Origin of the sequence: Paracandidimonas soli, assembly GCF_004342005.1 — a bacterium.
Classification (GTDB): Bacteria; Pseudomonadota; Gammaproteobacteria; order Burkholderiales; family Burkholderiaceae_B; genus Paracandidimonas; species Paracandidimonas soli.
The window spans coordinates 559,676-580,850 of sequence record NZ_SMBX01000001.1; the positions used below are offsets into that span (position 1 = coordinate 559,676).

The window sequence follows — 21,175 nt, forward strand, 5'->3', positions numbered from 1 at the left end:
ACTTCTTTCTTGGCAGGGAGCCCGGCGGCAGCCCGCAGCGGGAGATTGTGAAGCCAAGCGTTGCTCAGTCCTTGCCCGTTTCGCGTTGAACTTGGACATTGCAGCGCTACAATCCTTCCCCATGGCCTACCCAACACTCCCCTACCCGATTTCCGCCTATACGCAAGGCGCCGAATTCGCCCGCCTGCTGAGCGAGCGCGAACGCATCCTCATCCTGGATGGTGCCATGGGCACCATGATCCAGCAGTACAAGCTCACCGAACAGGACTTCCGCGGACAGCGATTCGCCGACCACCGCAAAGACGTCAAAGGCAACAACGAACTCCTGTCCCTCGTCAGGCCCGACATCATCGATGCCATCCACCGCGCCTACCTCGAGGCCGGCGCCGACGTCATCGAAACCAACACCTTCGGCGCCACCTCCATCGCCCAGGGCGACTACGGCTTGCCCGAACTGGCCTACGAGCTCAACCTCGAGTCCGCCAGGCTCGCCCGCATCGCCTGTGACGCCTATAGCACCACCGAAAAACCAAGATTCGTCGCGGGCGCCCTGGGACCCCAGCCCAAGACAGCCTCCATCTCGCCCGACGTCAACGACCCCGCCGCCCGCAACGTCACATTCGAAGAGCTGCGCCAAGCCTATACCGAACAGCTCAACGGCCTGCTCGACGGCGGCATCGACATTGTCCTGATCGAAACCATCTTCGACACCCTGAACGCAAAGGCCGCCATCTTCGCCGTCGAAACCGTCTTCGAAGAACGCGGCGTGCGCCTGCCCGTCATGATCTCGGGCACCGTCACCGACGCTTCCGGCCGCATCCTGTCCGGCCAGACCGTTGAAGCCTTCTGGAACTCCGTGCGCCACGCGCGCCCTCTCACCATCGGCCTGAACTGCGCCCTCGGCGCCGCGCTCATGCGCCCCTATGTCGCGGAGCTAGCCAAGATCTGCGACACCTACCTGTGCGTCTACCCCAATGCCGGCCTGCCCAACCCCATGGCCGAGACCGGGTTCGATGAAACCCCCGCGGACACCTCTGCGCTGTTGCAGGAGTTCGCCCAGGCCGGCCTCGTCAATATGGCGGGCGGCTGCTGCGGCACCACGCCGGACCACATCCGAGCCATTGCCGAAAAAGTCCAGGGCCTGATCCCGCGCGAAGTTCCCCAACTACCGGTCAAGACCAGGCTCTCCGGTCTCGAAGCACTCAACATCGACAGCGAATCCCTGTACGTCAACGTCGGCGAACGCGCCAACGTCACCGGCAGCAAGATGTTCCTGCGCCTGATCCGCGAGGAAAAATACGACGAGGCGCTGACCGTCGCGCGCCAGCAGGTGGAAAACGGCGCCCAGATCATCGACATCAACATGGACGAAGCCATGCTGGACTCGGTGGCCTGCATGCGGCGCTTCCTGAACATGGTGGCGTCCGAGCCCGACATCGCCCGCGTGCCCATCATGATCGACAGCTCCAAGTGGGAAGTCATCGAAGCGGGCCTGCAATGCGTGCAGGGCAAGGCGGTGGTCAACTCCATCTCCATGAAAGAGGGCATCGAGCCCTTCCTGGAGCATGCGCGCCTGTGCCGCAAGTATGGAGCGGCCGCCGTCGTCATGGCCTTTGACGAACGGGGCCAGGCCGACAACCTGCAGCGCCGCATCGACATCTGCAAGCGCGCCTACGACCTGCTGGTCGACGAAGTGGGCTTCCCGCCGGAAGATATCATCTTCGATCCCAACGTGTTCGCCATCGCCACCGGCATCGAAGAGCACAACAACTACGCCGTGGACTTCATCGAAGGCACGCGCTGGATCACGGAAAACCTGCCGCATGCCCGGATCTCCGGGGGCGTATCGAACGTCAGCTTCTCGTTCCGCGGCAACGAGCCCATGCGCGAGGCCATCCACGCTGTATTCCTGTACTATGCCATCCGCGCCGGCATGACCATGGGCATCGTCAACGCCGGACAGCTGGGCGTGTACGACGATATCGACAAGCACCTGCGCGACTGCATCGAAGACGTCGTGCTGAACCGCGACCCGCCGGTCGGCAGGACCGATCCGGCCGACGAACGCACGCCGACCGAGCGCCTGGTGGAGCTGGCCGAGTCCGTGCGCGGCTCCGGCGCCAAGAAAGAAGAAGACCTGGCCTGGCGCGACCAGCCCGTCGAAAAGCGGCTGTCGCACGCCCTGGTGCACGGCATCACCACCTTCATCGTCGAAGATACCGAAGAAGTCCGCCAGAAGATCGCCGAGGCCGGCGGACGGCCCATCCAGGTCATCGAAGGGCCGCTGATGGACGGCATGAACGTCGTCGGCGACCTGTTCGGCGCGGGCAAGATGTTCCTGCCGCAGGTGGTGAAATCCGCGCGCGTCATGAAGCAGGCCGTCGCCCATCTGATCCCCTTCATCGAAGAGGAAAAGCGCCAGATCGAGGCCGCTGGCGGCGACGTGCGCGCCAAGGGCAAGATCGTCATCGCCACCGTCAAGGGCGACGTGCACGACATCGGCAAGAACATTGTGTCCGTCGTGCTCCAGTGCAACAACTTCGAAGTCGTGAACATGGGCGTCATGGTGCCGTGCGCGGAAATCCTGGCCAAGGCCAAGGAAGAAAACTGCGACATGGTGGGCTTGTCGGGCCTGATCACGCCCAGCCTCGAGGAGATGGCCTATGTTGCGTCCGAAATGCAGCGCGACGAATATTTCCGCTCGCGCCGCATGCCGCTGCTGATCGGCGGGGCCACCACCAGCCGTGTGCATACGGCCGTCAAGATCGCGCCCAACTACGAAGGCCCGGTCATCTACGTGCCGGACGCCAGCCGTTCCGTCGGCGTGGCCACCAGCCTGGTATCCGACCAGGCGCAAGAATACCTCGACGGCATCGCCCAGGAATACGAGCAGGTGCGCACGCGCCATGCCAACCGCAAGGCCACGCCGCTGGTCAGCCTCGCGGAGGCGCGCGCCGGCAAGCCGGCCATCGACTGGAGCAGCTACACGCCGCCGCGCCCCAAGTTTCTCGGGCGCCGCACCTTCAAGAACTATGATCTGGCCGATATCGCCACGTTCATGGACTGGACGCCGTTCTTCCAGACATGGAGCCTGTTCGGCCAGTTTCCCGCCATCCTCGACGACAAGGTGGTGGGCGAGCAGGCCCGCGAGCTGTATGCCGAGGGCCAGGCCATGCTGAAGAAGATCATCGAAGGACGCTGGCTGACAGCCAATGGCGTCGTCGCCTTCTACCCGGCCAATACCGTCAACGACGACGATATCGAGGTCTATCGCGACGAAACCCGCTCCGAAGTCCTGTTCACCTGGCGGGGCGTGCGCCAGCAGGGCGTCAAGCGCGAGGGTGTCGACAACAAATGCCTGTCGGACTTTATCGCGCCGCGCGATTCCGGCGTCATGGACTACATCGGCATGTTCGCGGTCACGGGCGGCCTGGGCATAGAAAAGCATATCGAGCGCTTCGAGGCCGCCGGCGACGACTACTCCAGCCTCATGCTGAAGGCCCTGGCCGACCGCTTCGCCGAAGGTTTCGCCGAGTGCCTGCATGCTCGCGTGCGCCGCGACCTGTGGGGCTACGTGCCGGACGAGGCGCTGGACAACGAGGCCCTGATCGCCGAAAAATACCAGGGCATACGCCCCGCGCCCGGCTATCCCGCCTGCCCCGAACACGTCGTCAAGCAAGACATGTTCCGCATTATGGAGTGCGAGGAGATCGGCATGGAGCTGACCGAGGGCTATGCCATGTATCCGGCCTCCAGCGTCTCGGGCTTCTATTTCAGCCACCCCGGCTCGCAGTATTTCAATGTAGGCAATATCGGCGCAGACCAGTTGGCCGACTATGTGCAGCGCAGCGGCCGCGACGAAAGCGATGTGCGGCGCACGCTCGTCGGCGTGCTGGGTTAGTGCTAACCGGCCCTGAGCGCCTGCCGGCGGCCGACGGAGAGTGGAAAAGGTGAACCCGCATGCCCCAGGGATCCAGCGACACTAGCGGCACCGCCCGGCGCAAGGCGCTGGGCGAGTTCCTGCGCACCGCCAGGGCGCGGATATCCCCGCTGGATGTCGGCCTTCCTGCAGGCGTGCGCCGCCGCACGCCGGGACTGCGCCGCGAAGAGCTGGCGCAGCTGTGCGACATCAGCGCCACCTGGTACACCTGGATCGAGCAGGGGCGGGACATTTCCGTATCGCCGGCCGTGTGGGCGCGGCTTGCCGATATCTTGCGGCTGTCGCGCGCCGAGCGCCACTACCTGTTCGATCTGGCGGAGACCGCGGACCCCGACGCCATGCGCGTGGCGGTCGACCCTCTGCCGGAGGGGCTGGCTGACTGCGTGCATGCCATCGCCACGCCCGCCTATATCTTGGACCGCTGCTGGAACGTCATGGCCTGCAACCAGGCATTCGTGACCTTGTTTCGCGGCTGGCCCCGGCGCTCCGACACGAAGACCGCGCACGAGACGGCTCATGCCGGGCCGCTCGCGCTATCCGCCGCCGTGGCCGAAAACGATGGGGGGCAGGAAGCCCCATTGCCGAACTTGCTGCGCTACATATTCCTGGATCCGGTGGCGCGCGATCTCGTCGTCGACTGGGAGGCCAGGGCCAGCCGCGTCACGGCGGAATTCCGCGCGGATGCGGGACCGCACATCGACGAGCCCGACGTCAGGTCCGTGCTGGATGCGCTACTGCAGGAAAGCCAGGTGTTCGCCTACTGGTGGACGCGGCAGGCCGTGGTGGAGCGCGAAGGCGGCGAGCGCCGGTTCCGCAGCCGGGACGGCGGTTCGCTGCTGACGTATCAGCAGTTCACCTTCCGCCTGTCCACGCGCCCCGACTGCAAGTTGGTCATGCTGCTGCCGGATGCTTTGCAGGCCTACGCGTCATAAGATCCGCAGCGTATTGATGATGGTTTGTACGGGTTTTCACCCGCGCCCGGCCGAGTGCAGGGGTGGTAAAAGAAAACGTGATGTACCTAGTTTTCAAAAACCATGGGGGAAGCCAGCATGAAAATCAGCCGACATTATTGCGCAGTCGCCAGTTCCATCCTGTTCTCGGCCGCTGTGCCGCAGGCATGGGCGCAGACCACGCTGCAACTGATCAACGAATACCCCGCCACCTCGATTACCGCGGCGGCCGATCTGCAATTCGCGGAAGAAGTGCGGGCTCAGTCGGGTGGCGATCTCAAGATAGAAACCCTGCAGGAAAAAGCCAATCCCTACAAGGGAGGAGACCAGATCGACGCCATCAGCCAGGACAAGACCCAGATGGGCACACTGTTTGGCGGCGTGCTGGGAAACAAGGATTCGCTGTTCCTGCTGTCGTCGCTGCCGTTCGCCGCCAAGGATTTTGCGCAGGCCAGGGCGCTGTATGAGTGCGCCAGGCCGGCGCTGGAAGAGCGTGTGAAGGCGCTGGATGCGCGCCTGCTCTATGTCACGCCCTGGCCGCCTTCGGGAATCTGGTCGGTCAAGCCCCTGGCCGCCGAAGCCGATGTCAAGGCCTTGAAGATCCGGACCTACGATGCAACCAGCAAATCGGTATTCGAGCGGCTGGGCGCACAAAGCGTGCAACTGCCGTATTCCGCCCTGGCGGAAAAGCTTGCCGCCGACGAAGTGAACGCGGTGCTGACCTCCGGTGACGGGGGGGCGGGCCGCAGTCTGTGGGATCATCTGCCCAACTTTACGGCGGTCAGCTATTCGATTCCGCTCAGCTACACCATCATCAACAACAAAGCCTGGGATGGCCTGAGCCAGGAGCAGCAGTCTGTTTTGGCGAGCGCTGCCAAAAAGGTCTCCGAGGCCTCGTGGGCGGGCGTCGAGCAGCGCATCGAAGCCAATTACGAGCGCATGCGTGCCAACAAGATGACCCTCAATACAACGCCGTCCCCCGAGATCATGGCCGCGCTGAAGAAAGCGGGCGCCGATGAAACCAAGGCATGGATGGAAGAGAACAAGCTGACAGACCAGGATGCCGCCTGCTTGTTGAAGACGGGCAGTTGAGTGCTGAAGCGCTGCTGCCTAGGGCCTTGATAATCTTCCGTATGCCCGCACTTGAGCGCAGTCTCAAGCGTGGGCAGAAAGGCCCGAGGCAAAGGAGTTACTGCGTTTCGTAGTGTGGTGAACGCGGCCCGTACAGAATTCCACCCGGCTGGCCGGCACCAAGCAGCATCTGGGTCGTCACGCCTGCGACCTGGTAGCTGCGGTCCGATAGGGTGTTGACGACCTGGTCGACTACAGCCTGAACCAGCATGCCAAGCAGGCTGCCTCCGCCACTGGACTGTGCCACTTTTTTCTGGCCGGACCACAGGGTGGTTCCAGTACGCAGATCGATCAGAGAGGCGTCAGCTGCGACGGTAATCGTGCTGGCCAGCACGGCGTACTGGGAGCCGTATTCGGTCACTGTAATGTACAGCGCGCTGTCGGCGCCGAAGATCTCCCTGAGCTTGTTGAGTGGCAACTGGTGTATGTCTTCGGGTTCTGTCAGTCCGTTTTGCCTGAAGGTTTCGTCCATCAGGGCCACTGGGACGACGTAATAGCCTGATTCAGCCAGCGGCAGCGTGGATTGCGCTAGCACGGCGGTTGTAGCCTCGACTTCTATGGAGGAATTCAGTGGCGGCAGAACCAAGATCGAAGCAGGCTTGCTTTCGCGGAACGCTGTGTAGTCCAGATTTGCGTCGGTTGTGACGCAGCCCGTCAGCCAGACCAATAGAGTCAGGCTGCCGATGTAAGAAAGAATGCGTTGCATATTTATCCCTTCTGGTCCTCATCCGTTGATTGTTGTGCCTGAGTCTGGCCATCACTGATATGGCGCATCAGGAAGTTCATGAATGATCCCGACTCGGGGAATGCAAGTTTCTCTCCTTGCCACATTTCGGCGGCCTTGGCGCCTTCGCCTGTTTTCAGATACAGCAGTCCCAGGTGCGCCCGGAACCCCGGAGGCAAGGTCTTGCTCGACGCACGGGCAGCTTCCAGGTTTTCTTCCATGGCCTGTGCCTGCGCCGCATAGTCTGCGCCCTCATCCTTGAGATAGGAATAAACCATGGGCTGATAGCTACCCCACGCGTACAGGGTCTGGTTTTGTGCGCAGGCGCTGAGCCCGCCTGCCAGGGCCAATATGCCCAGCACTCGGCTGGAATGGGCGAAGGTGTGCCGCAAGGCGGCGAAGCATGATTGTGTTGACATTGCCATGCCCTCCGACTTACTTGGAAGGCTTCCAGGCGCCTTTTTCTATGCCCGCAACCAAATTGTCGACAGCCTCGCGGATCGCAAGATCCAACACTTTGCCGTTGAGCGTAGAGTCGTAGCCCGATGTTCCGCCAAAGCCCACGATTTCGCGATTGGACAATGCGTATTCGCCCGCGCCTGCGGCGGAATAGACGACTTCAGATGTGGCGACATCGACGACATTCAGATCTACTTTTGCATAAGCGACCTGTTCCTTGCCACGGCCCAGAATACCGAACAACTGGCGATCTCCAGTCACCTTGCGGCCGAACGCCGTAACGTCGCCGGTAACGACATAGCGCGCGCCCTTGATCTGGCTGGCCTGCTTGTTGAACTGGGCTTCCTGGGCGATTTCGGTCAGGTTGTCACGATCCATGACGGAGAAGCGCCCAGTCTGTTGCAAATGGCTGATCAGAATGGTCTTGGCTTGTCCGCCCAGGCGGTCGACACCGTCGGAAAAGACACCGCGCAGGTAATTGGTGCGGTTATCGAATTTTCCGACCGAGATCGGGCTGCGCTCACCCTGATAGGCCGTACGCGCTGCCGCTGTAGTGGGTACTTCGACTGTTCGTACGCTTTCGGTCGCGCATCCTGCGACAATGGCGCAGATACCCAGAATGACAGTGGTTTTGACCACACTACGATGCATTTTTCTCTCCCAATGGCTTATGGCCATACAGCGCGGTTTCGATAGATTCAACTAGAATTAGTGATTTATTGTATCAAGTATTCATATTTTGAAATACGAAGATCCAATAGTGACTCAAGGCCGTCGCTGACATGGTTAGGAGTGAATGTTGCATGCCGGTTCGACGGAGCTGGCTGCAGAGGGGAATTCCCCCAATTTGGAAAAGGATAACTCTCTCTACGGTCAGAAAAATACTGAAGAGTGGAGAAGAGAGCCAGCCCTCAGGCGTCCACCTGGACCACGGCGCGGTCGTGCAGGCGGACGGCCGTCAGCTTCCTGCCCCAGACGCAGCCGGTATCCAGGGCGATCAGGTTGGGGCGCAGCATCAGGCCCAGCGTCGACCAATGGCCGAAGACGATGGTGACGCCCGTCGCCTTGCGGCCGGGTACCTCGAACCAGGGCACCAATTCGCCGGGGTCGTCCGTGGGGCTGCCCTTGTGGGAAAAATTCAGCGTGCCGTCGGGACGGCACATGCGCATGCGGGTCATGGCATTGATGGAGAAGCGGCGCCTGTCGTCGCCCTTCAGGTCAGGAGACCAGCGCGCCGGCTCATTGCCGAACAGGCGCGACAGCGACTCACGCCAGTCCGGCGCGCGCAGCATGGATTCCAGCTCCCGGGCCTGGGCCATGGCAAGCGGGACGTCCCACTGGGGGGCCAGTCCGGCATGAACCAGCAGGTGCCCATGCTCCAGATGCGCCATCGGCTGGCGGCGCAGCCAGTCGAGCAACTCGGCCGCGTCCGGCGCATCCAGGATATCGTCCAGCGTATCGGATTTGGATTTCTTGCGCACGCCCGTGGATACGCCCAGCAGGTGAAGGTCGTGGTTGCCCAGGATGGTGACGGCGCGGTCTCCCAGCGACATGACCTGGCGCAGGGCGCCCAGCGAATCGGGGCCGCGGTTGATGATGTCGCCCGCGAACCAGAACCGGGCGTCGCGATCCTTGCGGATTTCTGTATGCGACAGCAGGCGGCGCAGGGCGTCGCTGCAGCCCTGGACGTCGCCAATGGCCCAGATGGGAGGGGAAGTCTTGTCAGTCATGTGCAGAACTCTGGCTCAGGTCCCCGATCGTTGCCACACGGCATGGGAAAGCAGGAATCGGCGCACGCGGTGCTGGTTTTCCATCAGCAGCAGGGCGGTCAGCGCCAGGGCAAGGGCGCCCAGGCTGGGCGCCAGCGCGGTGAACCAGGGCGCCCACTTGCCCAGCATGCCGATGTTCAGGGCCAACTGGTTCAGCATGAACGAGCCCACGCCCAGCAGTATCCCTATGAATACCTTGCTGCCGACGCCGCCGCGCCGCGTCTGCATGAAGGAAATGGGGGCGGCGATGGTCATCATGACCAGCAGCGTGAACGGGTAGGCGATCTTGCGCCACAGCGCCACCATCTGCAGGTCCGTCTGCAGATGGTTGCTCTTCAGATAGCCGATATAGTCCAGCAAATCCGGTATGGCCATGAGTTCGGGATTCAGCACCCTGGCGATCAGGCGCTCGGGCGTCAGCGTGGTGTTCAGCGAGCGCTGCGGCATGCTGTGCAGCTTCGTCAGCGGCTCGTCGGGGGAGCGCGCCTGGGACAGGTCGGAGCCGGGCCGGATCGTGATGCGGGTTTCGGCCACTTCCTCGAGGATCAGCTTGCCGTCGGTGAAGCGCCCCTGGCGTGCGGTGGAAAACGAATGCATTTCCTGGCCTTCGCCGAACTCGTACAGCGTAATGCCGCTGACCCCTCCGCTGGATTGCAGGCTGGAGATGTTGATGATCCGGGTATTGCCGTTGCCGTCGTTTTCCTTGAACCAATAGCCGCTGTTCAGCCTGCCGCCGCCGGCGCGGCCCAGGAGCTGCAGGCTGGCCTCGCTGGCGCGCAGCTCCGCCGCGGGCGTCACGACTTCGGACAGCACGTAGGCGAACAGCATCATGGGGATGGTGATCACCCAGAGCGTGAGCAGCAGCCGGATGCCGCTGACGCCGGACACCCGCAGGATGACCAGCTCATGCCGCTGGGCAAGGCCGGCCAGGGCCAGAATGGTGCCGATCAGCATGCCGATGGGCAGCAGTTCGTAGAGGCGCGTGGGCAGGGACAGCAACTGCAGGTACAACAGGTTCAGCAGGGAGAGCTGCGAGCCGACATTGTCCAGCTCTTCTATCAGGGTGAAGAAGGTGAACAGACCGAGCAGCGCGATCAGGACGATGGCGCTGGAGCGGTAGATTTCCTTGGCAAGATAGCGGCGAGCGGTACGCATAGGGATTCTGTAATAGGGACCGGCAAGCCGGTGCGCGGTTGGCGCGAAAGGACAAGCATAACAAAACTGAGACGCAGGCCTGCGGGAACCGCCTGGAGGAAGTGTGGCGGTAAAGCCCCTGCGGCGGTGCGGCCATTAGACGGCTGTGGACGGGCCGCGCTAGAATGGACCTTTCGCCCGCTATGTTGCGGGCATGGACTTATTTCAGCAGCCCGCCCTGACTCCCGCGGGCCAGGAAACCGCATGACGAGCCCTGTCGACCAGCAAACCCCCGTGCGCAAGCCCACGGTGCGGCCCGCTCCCTATGATCCCACCCAGAAGCAGAAGGCCGAGGCCAAGACGGCGCGCATTCCCGTCAAGGTCATCCAGGCCGAGCGCCTGAAAAAGCCCGAGTGGATCCGCGTCAAGGCGGCGGCGCCCAATTCGCGCTTCACCGAAATCAAGCAGATCCTGCGTGAGCACAAGCTGCACACGGTCTGTGAAGAAGCTTCGTGCCCGAACATCGGCGAATGCTTCGGCCGCGGCACGGCAACGTTCATGATCATGGGCGACAAATGCACGCGCCGCTGCCCGTTCTGTGATGTCGGCCACGGCCGGCCCGATCCCCTCGACGTAGACGAACCCGTCAACCTGGCGCGCACCATCGCCGCCATGAAGCTGCGCTATGTCGTCATCACTTCGGTGGATCGCGACGACCTGCGCGACGGCGGCGCGGGCCACTTCGTGGAGTGCATCCGCCAGGTGCGCGAACTGTCCCCGTCCACCCAGATCGAAGTCCTGGTGCCCGATTTCCGCGGCCGCCTGGATCGCGCCCTGAGCATTTTCGACGGCGGCCCTCCCGACGTCATGAACCACAACCTGGAAACCGTGCCCCGCCTGTACAAGCAGGCGCGTCCGGGATCCGATTACGGGCATTCCCTCAGGCTGCTGTCCGAGTTCAAGGCCAAGCACCCGCAGGTGCCGACCAAATCCGGACTCATGCTGGGCCTGGGCGAGACTGACGAGGAGATCCTGCAGGTCATGCGCGACCTGCGCGAGCACAAGGTTGACATGCTGACCATCGGGCAGTACCTGCAGCCGTCCGAGCACCACCTGCCGGTGCTGCGCTATGCGCATCCTGACGTCTTCGCCATGCTTGAGCGCGAGGCCTATGCCATGGGCTTCAGCCATGCGGCGGTCGGCGCCATGGTCAGGTCCTCCTACCATGCGGACCAGCAGGCTCACTCCGCCGGGCTGGCGGAAAGCGCCTGATTCACCCCAGGGCCGAGCCGGCGATCTTCATCGCCTCCCGCACGAATGCCTGAATGGCCGGATGATGCTGCCCTCCCTTGCGGTAGGCAAGCATGATCCTGCGCCGGACTTCGGGCTCCAGCCGCACGGCGACCACGCCAGGCACTCGCCTGCCCGCCAGGCGCAGGCCGGAAACGACCGAAATCGAGCAGCCGGAGGCCACCATGGCCGCCACCATCTCGAAGCCGGCGCAGTGGGCATTGATATAGGGGGTGAAGCCCGCGCGCTGGCACAGTGTCGTGATGAAGTGTCCGAATGAGCTGGAAGTCGAGTCCAGCGCCCACTGTTCGTTGCGCAGGTCTGCAAGCGCCAGGGATGCGCGGCCAGCCAGAGCATGGTTTTCGGGCAGGAGGACATGCAGCGCGTCCACGGCCAGCGGCAGCAGGTCGTAGCGGGCTTTGGCATCGTCCAGCGCTACGGCCAGGTCGTCGATCAGGGCGATATCGATCAGCCACGCATTCAGCGCCGTCAGGCTTTCCTGCGGCTCTTTTTCCTCGATGACGACCTGCAGCCGGGGAAATGCCGCGCGCAGCGCGCGCACCGTGTCCGGCAGCAGGCTGACGGCGACCGAGGAAAACGCCGCCACACGCACCTCGCCCGCGATGTCGTTGCGCAATTGCGCCAGGTCTGACTTGGCGTCTTCCAGCACGTGCATGATGCGCTCGGTATGCGCGACCAGCATATTGCCGGCTGGCGTCAGCGTGACGCCCCGGCCGCGCCGCTCCGTCAATGCCATGCCGGCTTCGCGTTCCAACTGGGACAACTGCTGCGAAACGGCGGAAGGCGTCAGGTGCAATGTCTCGGCCGCGGCGGCCATCGTGCCGCTGTGCGCCAGGGCGCGCAGCGTCATCAGCCGAGTGATGTCCAGCACAGGCTTCGAGGGCATCGCCAGATCCTGAATCGTAAAATATTCTAATGAATAAGTTAATTAAATGTCAGTAGACATAATGATACGGCATTCCTAATATGAATGAATACGGACACGAGACAGTCCGCAATTCTTACAAGCGCGCCAGCGGCCCATCATGGCCCGGCCGCCCGGATGACGGCAGGAGGATAATCCATGGCGATCAGTGTGTTCGATCTATTCAAGGTGGGCATTGGTCCGTCCAGTTCGCATACCGTCGGTCCCATGCGTGCGGCGCGGCGTTTTGCACGGGTATTGCACAATCATGGCTTCCTGCCCGAGGTCTGTCGGGTGCAAGTGGATCTGCACGGCTCCCTGGGGGCGACGGGCAAGGGCCACGGCAGCGACAAGGCGGTATTGCTGGGCCTGTGCGGCCATGCGCCCGATACGGTGGATGTGGACCAGGTGCCTGCCATACTGGCCGATATCCGCGAAAACCGCAGCCTGCTCCTGCATGGCATCAAGCGGATTCCCTTCGATGAAACCAAGGATGTCCGCTTCTTCCGCAGGGCGCTGCCGTTTCATGCCAATGGCATGCGCTGCCAGGCGTTCAATGAGGCCGGCGATCTGGTGCACGAAGTTACCTACTACTCGGTCGGGGGCGGGTTCATCGTCACAGAGGAAGTGGCCGCGGACGGCTCCAGGCAGAAAGTCATTGCGCCGGATCCCACGATCCTGCCGCATACATTCCATAACGGGGAGCAATTGCTGCAGTTGACGCGCGAGCACGGCATGAGCATTGCCGATGTGATGCGGGTCAATGAGCGGCATTGGCGTACGGACGAGGAAATCGACAGCGGCCTGCTGGCCATCTGGGACGTGATGCAGGCCTGCGTGGCGCGCGGCTGCCGTACCGAAGGCGTCCTGCCGGGCGGATTCAAGGTGCGCCGCCGGGCGGCGGAGCTGGCGCGCCGGCTGGGAACGTTCGAACGCCATCCGTCGGATCCGCTGCACGTGCTGGACTGGGTGAACCTGTGGGCCCTGGCCGTCAACGAGGAGAATGCGGCGGGCGGGCGCGTGGTGACGGCGCCCACCAACGGCGCGGCGGGCATCATCCCGGCCGTGCTGCATTACTACACCCATGCCATTGCGGACGCTAATCGCAAGGGTGTAGTGGACTTCCTGCTGACGGCGGGCGCCATCGGTATCCTCTACAAGAAAAACGCTTCCATCAGCGGCGCCGAGGTCGGCTGCCAGGGAGAGGTGGGCGTTGCCTGTTCCATGGCGGCGGGCGCATTGTGCGCCGTGCTGGGCGGGACGCCCGAACAAGTGGAAAACGCAGCGGAAATCGGCATGGAGCATCATTTGGGCCTGACCTGCGATCCGGTCGGCGGACTGGTGCAGATCCCCTGTATCGAGCGCAATGCCATCGCTTCGGTCAAGGCCATCAACGCGGCGCGCATGGCCCTGTATGGCGACGGCACGCATCATGTCAGCCTGGACAAGGTGATCAAGACCATGCGGGAGACCGGCGCCGACATGATGACGAAGTACAAGGAAACCGCGCGCGGCGGCCTGGCGGTGAACATCGTGGAGTGCTGACGCTCTCCGCTGCCCGGAGGCGGAAGGAATAATAATGCAGTTTGCGTTGGCGCAAAGACGTATATCTCCTTCCGGAGTGAAATGGCAATAAGAAGAAAAGGCACAGGCCGCCGCCCATGGCTGCCGTGTGCCGCCTCCTTTGCCACAGGATATCGCCATGCGCCGCCACATACGTTGTCTGCTTGTTTCGCTCGCCGCCGTCGGCCTGCTGGCGGGCTGCTCCAATGAGAAGCAAGAGGTCGCCGCGACCGCGCAGGACGACCGCCTTGCCAGCATCCCGGCGGGAGAACGCAGCATCCGCATGTCCGGCCAGTTCCTGATAGGCCAGATGGTCGTGGCGGCCCCGATGGAAAATGCCCGCGTGGAAAGAGAATTTTCCATCATGCGCCGCCAGGTGAGCCAGGCGGAATACGCCGAATGCGTGGCAGATGGCGGCTGCAAGGCGCTGGACAAGGATTATCGCGACAATACCGATCCGGACAAGCCCGTGGTGGGCGTCAGTTGGGTCGACGCCACCGCCTATGCCAAGTGGTATTCGGGCAAGACGGGCCGGCACTACCGTCTTCCCACCTACGTCGAGTGGGCGCATGCCGCGGGAGCCGCGTTCGAGGACATCAGCGTCATCGATATCGCCGACGCCAGCAACCCCGCCCTGCGCTGGATCGCGGAATACGAGATCGAATCGGCCCGCGCGTCCACGGACAGCACGCCCAAGCCGTTCGGGACCTTTGGCGTCACCTCGACCGGCCTGCAGGACATTGGCGGCAACGTCTGGGACTGGACAGACACATGCTTCACGACATATGCCGTGGGTGAAGAGGGCGTGGCTCCCGTCATGACAAGCGAAAACTGCGGCATACGCGTGCTGGCCGGCAAGCATATCGGATACATCATCGACTTCATCCGCGATCCGACCAGCGGCGCGTGCTCGGTCGGCATTCCTCCCAATAATCTGGGCATACGGCTGGTCCTGGATGAGTCCGGCCAGTCCAGGGCGCCGCAGGCGGGGGGCAACCTGTTCCAGCGCCTGGGCCTGTCGTAGCCAGGGCCTCCCAAAGCAAAGAGCGCAGCGGTGAACCGCTGCGCTCTCGTCGATTCCGGCCTCTTGCCGGGCTGCGCCGGGTCAGGCCTTGAGGTTTTCCTTGGCCGCGCCGGCGGTCGCCGGCGCGCCCGAGCTTTTTTCCGCCAGGCGGATCAGTTCATCCACCGAGCAGACCACGATGCGCTTGCGCTGGCTCTGCACCAGGCCGCGGTCCTTCCAGTTGCTGAGCAGCCGGCTGACAGTATGCAGGGTCGTGCCGGTCATCTCGGCAATGTCCTGGCGCGTGATGGGGAAGTCGATGACCACTCCCTCGGGAGTTTTGCTGCCCGACTGGTCGATCAGGCGCAGCAGGGCGCGCGCTATGCGCTGTTCGACCTCTTCGGTGGACAATTCCTGGATGCGAGTGTGCGCGTCCTGCAGGCGCTGGCCGACGGTTTGCAGCGTATTCGCGGCGAACGCGGGGTTGCTGCCCAGCAGCCGCTCCCATTCCGAGGAGGGCCAGCTCAGGGCGATGCTTTCCTTGACGGCATATACGGACGCGGGGTAGTCTGGGCGGCGCATGGCCTTGGCAATGCCGAAGATATCGCCCGGATTCACGTAGCGGACGATGATTTGCTCGCCATCAGGGGTGTTCTGCACGACCTTCAGGTGGCCGTGCAGCAGCACGAAGAAGCGGGAGGCGGACTCGCCTTGCTTGAATGCGTGATCCCCGGGCAGGAGCCGGTGCGTCTGCGCATGTTCAAGGGCCTGGTCCAGTTCGGCGTCCGACAGCGAGCGGAACAGATCAAGAGGCTTGAGCAGCGAGTGATGCAGTGTCTTGGCAGGCATTGCAGATCCGTAAGGACAGGTTTCCGCCGAGTTTACCATGCGAGCGTCATGGGATAGGTTCTGCGGCGAGCAGGCGGAAAAGTGCATCCGGTACGTAGAATCCCCTACTTATTGCATGCAAGTTTGTTCTGCAGCAAAGAGGCATCGCTTGTTTCGAGGTCCAATAGAGCCATGAAGAACTCTTGAGGAAATCCGGACAGCAAAGTCACCGGGCGTCCGCAGGAGGAAAAGCATTCATTACCCCACAATAAAACGGAGCCTCATCATGGAACGTCGTTCATTTTTGAAAACTGCAGGTATTGGCGCTGTATCAGGTTCGCTGGCAGTGGCGGCGGCTCCGGCTGCAGCCAAGGGCACATCCTCGTCCGGCCTGACGCCTCCTCCCACCACTTCCTACACTCCCGAGCAGATCGACAAGCTGCCGCGCGTCAAGGTCGATCTGGTGGCGCCTCCTTTCGTGCACGAGCATGAGCAGATTTCCAAGGGCGGCCCCAAAGTCGTCGAGTTCCGCATGGTCATCGAAGAAAAGGAAATGGTCATCGACGGCGAAGGCACTACGCTCTGGGCCATGACGTTCAATGGCTCGATGCCCGGCCCGACCATGGTCGTCAATCAGAACGACTATGTCGAGCTGACGCTGGTCAATCCGGCCAGCAACGTTATGCCGCACAACGTCGACTTCCACGGTTCCACGGGCGCGCTGGGCGGTGCCAAGCTGACCAACGTCAACCCGGGCGAACAGGTAACGCTGCGTTTCAAGGCCGATCGCGCCGGCGCCTTCATCTATCACTGCGCGCCGGAAGGCATGGTGCCCTGGCACGTCGTCACAGGTATGAACGGCACGCTGCTGGTCCTGCCGGAAGGCGGCCTGAAAGACGCCTACGGCAATGTACTGCACTATGATCGCATTTACACGATCGGCGAGCATGACCTGTACATTCCCAAGGATGAAAACGGCAAGTACAAGAAGTACGGCAGCCTGGCCGAAAGCTACGGCGATACCCGCGAAGCCATGCGCGGCCTGATTCCCTCGCATGTGGTGTTCAACGGCAAGGTCGGCGCGCTGACCGGCGAAGGCGCCCTGAAGGCCAAGGTTGGCGAAACCGTGCTGTTCGTTCATGGACAGTGCAACCGCGATACGCGTCCGCACCTGATCGGCGGCCACGCAGACTGGTTCTGGCCCTTGGGCAAGTTCTCGAACACGCCGCTGCGCGATATCGAAACCTGGTTCATCCCGGGCGGAGCATCGGCTGCTGCCATCTACACCTTCAAGCAGCCTGGCGTGTACGCCTACGTCAACCACAACCTGATCGAGGCATTCGAACTGGGTGCGGCCGGCCACGTAGTCGTCGAAGGCGACTGGGACCACGACCTGATGACACAGGTTTCCGCTCCGGGCCCGATCAAGGGCTGATAACTGGGCAGATAGCGGCACAAGCGGCATAGGAAGGGCCGGCAACCTCAGGGTTGCCGGCCTTCTCTTTTCGCCATTGTTTTCCCGCATGCCGATGCGGCGCGGGCGGCGTGGTCCGGCTCTGGCGCACCATTACGGTGCATTGTCCCGTCGTGGACGCCCATCCCGGTGCGCCGTCTTGTGTGGCATAGGGGAATACCCTTGGTTTTGGCCTGGCATGCGCTTTGCTTTATCCATGAATGAGAGAGGAGCCATGGCGGCGGCGCCTCACCCATCGGAAAGGCAGGATCATGGAACAGGCAGGCGGTACGACGAGCATTCCCGTCACATTGGTTGTGACGCGCAAGGTGGCGCCGGAGCGCCATGCGGAGTTTCAGGCCTGGATGCGCAAAGGCGTGCTCCTGGTCGCAGGGTTTCCGGGGTTCCTGGGAGCGGGCGTGCTGGCGCCTTCGGCGCAGGGACGCACGTTCCAGATCGTGTTGCGATTCGCGGACGAGGACAGCATGGGGCGTTGGGAGCGGTCCCTGTCCCGGCGCATGTGGCTGGAGCATGGCGAAATGCTGGTGCAGGAAAGCGAAAGCCGGCACTTGACAGGCATGGAACTGATCTTCGGCAGGCAGGATGCCGTGGCCCTGCCGCCGCGGTGGAAACGCTCCGTATCGATCTGGACGTTCGTCTATCCGGCATCCCTGTGCCTGAACACGGCGACGCTGGCCATGTTTCCTTCCCTGCCTCTGCCGTTCCGGGTCATGATGGTGACCATGGTGCAGGTTCCGCTGATGATCTACGTGGGAGCCCCTTTCGTGAACAGACTGTTGCGCAAATGGCTGTATCCGCCCGCCGCCAGACGGAGCTGAGTCCGTGCGCCGGTCGTCCGCGCCGGCTCCCCGGTGGATATTCCGGCTTCCGGGTTGGGAAACACCAAATTTTTTCGAGTGAAGAAAAAATTATTTTCCCCTCCGGGAATTCATGTTTGCCATGATGAGCCTCTCGTTTAAGTTGTGCTCGGGAAAGCCCCCCGCGCCGCGACGCTGGCCTGCGCGCCATCTCGCGGCCTGGCGGCAAAAACAAATTATTCAAGGGACAAAACCATGGCAAACAGACAATCTCAATCCTGCATGCGGCGCGCCACAGGCGCTTTTCTCGGTAAATTCGCCAGGAGGGGCACCGGGCTGGTCCTGGCTGCCGCCGCCGCTTGTGCAGGGTTCATGCCGGCCGCCCATGCGGCCTATCCCGACAAGCCCATCCGCCTGATCATTCCTTATCCTCCCGGCGGCGCGACCGATGTGATCGGGCGTATCGTGGGGCAGGAGCTTGGCGAAGCCATCGGCCAGACCATCGTCATCGAGAACCGCGGCGGCGCCGGCGGCAATATCGGCGCGGCTGAAGTCGCCAGGGCGCAGCCGGACGGCTATACCTTGCTGATGGGCGCATTGACGTCCCACTCCGTCATGGCGACCCTGGAAAAGGGCAAGCTGAACTACAGCCTGGAAAATGATCTGACGCCGGTAGGCATCGTCGGCTCCGTGCCGCTGGTGGCCGTTGTCAATCCCAAGCTGGATGTGCATTCTCTCGACGATCTCGTGAAATACGCCAAGGCCAATCCCGGCAAGCTGAACTTCGCCTCTTCGGGGCCAGGAGCGCCGCAGCGCATGGCAATGGAGCTGTTCAAGCAGATCGCCGGCGTGGATATCGTGCATGTGGCGTACCGCGGCAGCGGCCCCGCCATGACGGACCTGGTTGGCGGCCAGATCGAACTCATGACGGAAACCCTGCCGGCTTCCATCGGCTTCATCAAGTCCGGACAGTTGCGTCCGCTGGCGGTGCTGACGGATGAGCGGGTTTCGCAGATTCCCGACGTGCCGACGGCCAAAGAGCAAGGCCTGACCGGATTCAACGTCAGTTCGCTGTTCGGCGTGATGGCTCCGGCAGGCACGCCGCCGGAAATCGTGCAGCAGCTCAATGCGGCGCTGGTCAAGGCCATGACGCCGCAGGCAGTGAAGGACCGCATGCTGGAGCAGGGCGTTTATGCCAATCCGCTGGATGTGCCGGGCTCCAAGCAGCGTCTAACGGAAGAAATCCGCCTCTGGGAAAAAGTTATCCAGGACGGCAACATCAGCGTCAATTAATATCTCCCATTTGCTGGAATATCACCAATGTCCAAGAAAGATGCTTCTCATGACCACGCGCCGACGCGCAAGCCTCGGTCCTCTGACCGAGGTCAAGCGGGGCAGTCGTCATACGGCACCGAAGGTGCCCCCGTATTGTGGCGAGGAAGCTCCCGACTTCAGGCGGGAGCGACTCACAATGCCGGGAGCGGTCTGCGCAAAGGGCTGACCAATTATGGCGACAATGACTTTTCGCTGTTCCTGCGCAAGGCCTTCATCAAGGGCGCCGGGTATACCGATGATGCGCTGGACCGGCCCGTCATCGGTATCGCGAACACTGGCAGCGCCTACAACCCCTGCCATGGCAACATGGAGCCGCTGATAGAGGCGGTCAAGAGAGGTATCCTTCTGGCGGGCGGCCTGCCCATGCCGTTCCCGACGATATCCATCCACGAGAGCTTCGCGCATCCGACCAGCATGTACTTGCGCAATCTCATGTCGATGGATACCGAGGAAATGCTGCGTGCGGCGCCCATGGATGCGGTGGTGCTGATCGGCGGGTGCGACAAGACCGTACCCGCGCAATTGATGGGCGCGGCTTCGGCCGGCATTCCCGCCATCCAGTTGGTGACCGGCTCCATGCTGACGGGCGCCTATCGCGGGACGAGGGTTGGCGCCTGTACGGATTGCCGCCGCTACTGGGGCATGTACCGCGCTGAGACTCTGGACGATGAAGAGATCTCCGATGTGAACAACCAGCTGGTCGCCAGCGTCGGCACTTGCGCCGTCATGGGAACCGCCAGCACTATGGCATGCCTGGCGGAGGCGCTGGGCATCAGCCTGCCGGGATCCGCCACGCCGCCGGCCGTCACGGCCGACCGTATGCGGATCGCCGAGGCCACCGGGGCCCAGGCCGTGCGCCTGGCCCGGGAGGGCCTGACCATTGATCGTATCCTGACGCCGGAAGCCTTCGAAAACGCCATGCGCGTGCTGCTGGCCATCGGCGGCTCCACGAACGGCATCGTCCACCTGGCCGCGATGGCTGGGCGTCTCGGCATGAATGTCGACCTGAAGGCGCTGGATCGTCTGGGCCGGGATACGCCCGTGCTGCTGGACCTCAAGCCTTCGGGCCAGCACTACATGGAAGACTTTCATCGGGCGGGCGGCATGGCCACGCTGCTCAGGGAACTCAAGCCCTTGCTCAATCTCGATGCGCTGACCGTGACGGGCAGGACGCTGGGCGAGGAAATCGAACGCTCCGGCCCGGGATTCGAGCAGGATGTCGTCCGCACCAGGGACAACCCCATCTATCCGCAGGGCGGCATCGCGGTGCTCGAAGGCAATCTTGCGCCTGGCGGCGCCATCATCAAGCAGGCTTCGGCCGATCAAGCGTTGATGGAGCACGAAGGCAGGGCCGTGGTGTTCGAGAACCTGGAGGACATGGCGGCGCGCATCGACGACGAATCGCTGGACGTGAATGCCGATGACGTGCTGGTGCTGAAGAATATCGGCCCCAAGGGCGCGCCCGGCATGCCCGAGGCCGGATATATTCCCATCCCCAAGAAACTGGCGGTGCGGGGCGTCAAGGACATGGTCCGGATTTCGGATGGCCGCATGAGCGGCACGGCATTCGGCACCATCATTTTGCATGTGACGCCCGAAGCGGCGATCGGCGGGCCGCTGGCGTATGTGCGCAACGGCGACCGCATCCGCCTGAGCGTCGGCGAGCGCAGCATTTCTCTGCTGGTTTCCGACGAGGAACTGGAGGCGCGCAGGCAATCGCAGGAACTGCCTTCCTGCAGCGCAGAGCGGGGTTATGCCAAGCTGTTCATGGATACCGTCACGCAGGCCGACAAGGGAGTCGACTTCGATTTCCTGCGGTCGGTGGAGCAGAAAGGACAGGTCCCCAGGTAGGC

Annotated in this window: 17 protein-coding genes; 10 read left to right on the forward strand and 7 right to left on the reverse strand. The window is 62.8% G+C overall.

Annotated features, from left to right (window positions below; genetic code table 11):
- Positions 1–121 precede the first annotated feature (121 nt).
- The 3 genes from metH (at position 122) to EV686_RS02610 (ending at position 5,982) form a co-directional block, all read left to right on the forward strand.
- Positions 122–3,901 carry a methionine synthase gene (gene metH, locus EV686_RS02600; protein WP_132473137.1) on the forward strand — a complete coding sequence of 1,260 codons (3,780 nt, stop codon included), beginning with the start codon at positions 122–124 and terminating at the stop codon, positions 3,899–3,901.
- A gap of 59 nt (positions 3,902–3,960) precedes the next feature.
- On the forward strand, positions 3,961–4,872 hold the full coding sequence (locus EV686_RS02605) for a helix-turn-helix transcriptional regulator (RefSeq protein WP_132473139.1): 912 nt from the start codon (positions 3,961–3,963) through the stop codon (positions 4,870–4,872).
- A 117-nt stretch (positions 4,873–4,989) separates the two neighbouring features.
- A complete protein-coding gene (locus EV686_RS02610) occupies positions 4,990–5,982 on the forward strand; it encodes a TRAP transporter substrate-binding protein (protein WP_132473141.1) in 993 nt (330 codons plus the stop codon).
- 97 nt (positions 5,983–6,079) lie between these two features.
- Here EV686_RS02610 and EV686_RS02615 read toward each other — a convergent pair whose 3' ends face one another.
- From EV686_RS02615 to lptG, 5 genes are all read right to left on the reverse strand, one after another.
- Complete coding sequence (locus EV686_RS02615) at positions 6,080–6,727, reverse strand: DUF799 domain-containing protein (RefSeq protein ID WP_132473143.1); 648 nt, start codon at positions 6,725–6,727, stop codon at positions 6,080–6,082.
- A gap of 2 nt (positions 6,728–6,729) precedes the next feature.
- Complete coding sequence (locus EV686_RS02620) at positions 6,730–7,164, reverse strand: DUF4810 domain-containing protein (RefSeq protein WP_132473145.1); 435 nt, start codon at positions 7,162–7,164, stop codon at positions 6,730–6,732.
- Positions 7,165–7,180: 16 nt separating this feature from the next.
- The gene (locus tag EV686_RS02625; protein ID WP_132473147.1) at positions 7,181–7,855 is read right to left on the reverse strand and encodes a CsgG/HfaB family protein; all 675 of its coding nucleotides are present in this window, start codon (positions 7,853–7,855) and stop codon (positions 7,181–7,183) included.
- Between the two features lie 260 nt (positions 7,856–8,115).
- Positions 8,116–8,934, reverse strand: a complete 819-nt coding sequence (locus EV686_RS02630; RefSeq protein WP_132473149.1) for a symmetrical bis(5'-nucleosyl)-tetraphosphatase — start codon at positions 8,932–8,934, stop codon at positions 8,116–8,118.
- 15 nt (positions 8,935–8,949) lie between these two features.
- The gene (gene lptG / locus EV686_RS02635) at positions 8,950–10,128 is read right to left on the reverse strand and encodes an LPS export ABC transporter permease LptG (RefSeq protein ID WP_132473151.1); all 1,179 of its coding nucleotides are present in this window, start codon (positions 10,126–10,128) and stop codon (positions 8,950–8,952) included.
- Between the two features lie 243 nt (positions 10,129–10,371).
- Between lptG and lipA the strand changes: the two genes are divergently transcribed.
- Positions 10,372–11,379 carry a lipoyl synthase gene (gene lipA / locus EV686_RS02640; RefSeq protein WP_132473153.1) on the forward strand — a complete coding sequence of 336 codons (1,008 nt, stop codon included), beginning with the start codon at positions 10,372–10,374 and terminating at the stop codon, positions 11,377–11,379.
- A gap of 1 nt (position 11,380) precedes the next feature.
- On the opposite strand, the gene EV686_RS02645 is transcribed toward lipA, so the two are convergent.
- Entirely contained in the window at positions 11,381–12,304 is a 924-nt protein-coding gene (locus EV686_RS02645) for a LysR family transcriptional regulator (RefSeq protein WP_243650712.1), read from the reverse strand.
- Between the two features lie 177 nt (positions 12,305–12,481).
- Between EV686_RS02645 and EV686_RS02650 the strand changes: the two genes are divergently transcribed.
- The gene (locus tag EV686_RS02650) at positions 12,482–13,867 is read left to right on the forward strand and encodes an L-serine ammonia-lyase (RefSeq protein WP_132473196.1); all 1,386 of its coding nucleotides are present in this window, start codon (positions 12,482–12,484) and stop codon (positions 13,865–13,867) included.
- A 157-nt stretch (positions 13,868–14,024) separates the two neighbouring features.
- The gene (locus tag EV686_RS02655; RefSeq protein WP_132473198.1) at positions 14,025–14,909 is read left to right on the forward strand and encodes a formylglycine-generating enzyme family protein; all 885 of its coding nucleotides are present in this window, start codon (positions 14,025–14,027) and stop codon (positions 14,907–14,909) included.
- An 81-nt stretch (positions 14,910–14,990) separates the two neighbouring features.
- On the opposite strand, the gene EV686_RS02660 is transcribed toward EV686_RS02655, so the two are convergent.
- Positions 14,991–15,737 carry a Crp/Fnr family transcriptional regulator gene (locus EV686_RS02660; RefSeq protein WP_132473200.1) on the reverse strand — a complete coding sequence of 249 codons (747 nt, stop codon included), beginning with the start codon at positions 15,735–15,737 and terminating at the stop codon, positions 14,991–14,993.
- 265 nt (positions 15,738–16,002) lie between these two features.
- Between EV686_RS02660 and nirK the strand changes: the two genes are divergently transcribed.
- The 4 genes from nirK to EV686_RS02680 all read left to right on the forward strand — a co-directional run bounded on the left by nirK (position 16,003) and on the right by EV686_RS02680 (position 21,173).
- A complete protein-coding gene (gene nirK / locus EV686_RS02665) occupies positions 16,003–17,151 on the forward strand; it encodes a copper-containing nitrite reductase (RefSeq protein ID WP_132473202.1) in 1,149 nt (382 codons plus the stop codon).
- Positions 17,152–17,441: 290 nt separating this feature from the next.
- Positions 17,442–18,008, forward strand: a complete 567-nt coding sequence (locus EV686_RS02670) for an antibiotic biosynthesis monooxygenase (RefSeq protein ID WP_132473204.1) — start codon at positions 17,442–17,444, stop codon at positions 18,006–18,008.
- Positions 18,009–18,242: 234 nt separating this feature from the next.
- Complete coding sequence (locus EV686_RS02675; RefSeq protein ID WP_341539324.1) at positions 18,243–19,280, forward strand: Bug family tripartite tricarboxylate transporter substrate binding protein; 1,038 nt, start codon at positions 18,243–18,245, stop codon at positions 19,278–19,280.
- Between the two features lie 27 nt (positions 19,281–19,307).
- On the forward strand, positions 19,308–21,173 hold the full coding sequence (locus tag EV686_RS02680) for an IlvD/Edd family dehydratase (RefSeq protein WP_132473206.1): 1,866 nt from the start codon (positions 19,308–19,310) through the stop codon (positions 21,171–21,173).
- Positions 21,174–21,175 lie beyond the last annotated feature (2 nt).

What these genes read in the sequence shown, in the direction of transcription:
- EV686_RS02605 (WP_132473139.1), top strand. Translation starts at nt 3,961, where the DNA reads ATGCCCCAGGGATCCAGCGACACTAGCGGCACCGCCCGGCGCAAGGCG.
- EV686_RS02610 (WP_132473141.1), top strand. Translation starts at nt 4,990, where the DNA reads ATGAAAATCAGCCGACATTATTGCGCAGTCGCCAGTTCCATCCTGTTC.
- EV686_RS02630 (WP_132473149.1), bottom strand. Translation starts at nt 8,934, where the DNA reads ATGACTGACAAGACTTCCCCTCCCATCTGGGCCATTGGCGACGTCCAG.
- lipA (WP_132473153.1), top strand. Translation starts at nt 10,372, where the DNA reads ATGACGAGCCCTGTCGACCAGCAAACCCCCGTGCGCAAGCCCACGGTG.
- EV686_RS02675 (WP_341539324.1), top strand. Translation starts at nt 18,243, where the DNA reads ATGGCAAACAGACAATCTCAATCCTGCATGCGGCGCGCCACAGGCGCT.
- EV686_RS02670 (WP_132473204.1), top strand. Translation starts at nt 17,442, where the DNA reads ATGGAACAGGCAGGCGGTACGACGAGCATTCCCGTCACATTGGTTGTG.
- EV686_RS02655 (WP_132473198.1), top strand. Translation starts at nt 14,025, where the DNA reads ATGCGCCGCCACATACGTTGTCTGCTTGTTTCGCTCGCCGCCGTCGGC.
- EV686_RS02680 (WP_132473206.1), top strand. Translation starts at nt 19,308, where the DNA reads ATGTCCAAGAAAGATGCTTCTCATGACCACGCGCCGACGCGCAAGCCT.
- EV686_RS02615 (WP_132473143.1), bottom strand. Translation starts at nt 6,727, where the DNA reads ATGCAACGCATTCTTTCTTACATCGGCAGCCTGACTCTATTGGTCTGG.
- EV686_RS02650 (WP_132473196.1), top strand. Translation starts at nt 12,482, where the DNA reads ATGGCGATCAGTGTGTTCGATCTATTCAAGGTGGGCATTGGTCCGTCC.
- metH (WP_132473137.1), top strand. Translation starts at nt 122, where the DNA reads ATGGCCTACCCAACACTCCCCTACCCGATTTCCGCCTATACGCAAGGC.
- nirK (WP_132473202.1), top strand. Translation starts at nt 16,003, where the DNA reads ATGGAACGTCGTTCATTTTTGAAAACTGCAGGTATTGGCGCTGTATCA.
- EV686_RS02620 (WP_132473145.1), bottom strand. Translation starts at nt 7,164, where the DNA reads ATGTCAACACAATCATGCTTCGCCGCCTTGCGGCACACCTTCGCCCAT.
- lptG (WP_132473151.1), bottom strand. Translation starts at nt 10,128, where the DNA reads ATGCGTACCGCTCGCCGCTATCTTGCCAAGGAAATCTACCGCTCCAGC.
- EV686_RS02645 (WP_243650712.1), bottom strand. Translation starts at nt 12,304, where the DNA reads ATGCCCTCGAAGCCTGTGCTGGACATCACTCGGCTGATGACGCTGCGC.
- EV686_RS02625 (WP_132473147.1), bottom strand. Translation starts at nt 7,855, where the DNA reads ATGCATCGTAGTGTGGTCAAAACCACTGTCATTCTGGGTATCTGCGCC.
- EV686_RS02660 (WP_132473200.1), bottom strand. Translation starts at nt 15,737, where the DNA reads ATGCCTGCCAAGACACTGCATCACTCGCTGCTCAAGCCTCTTGATCTG.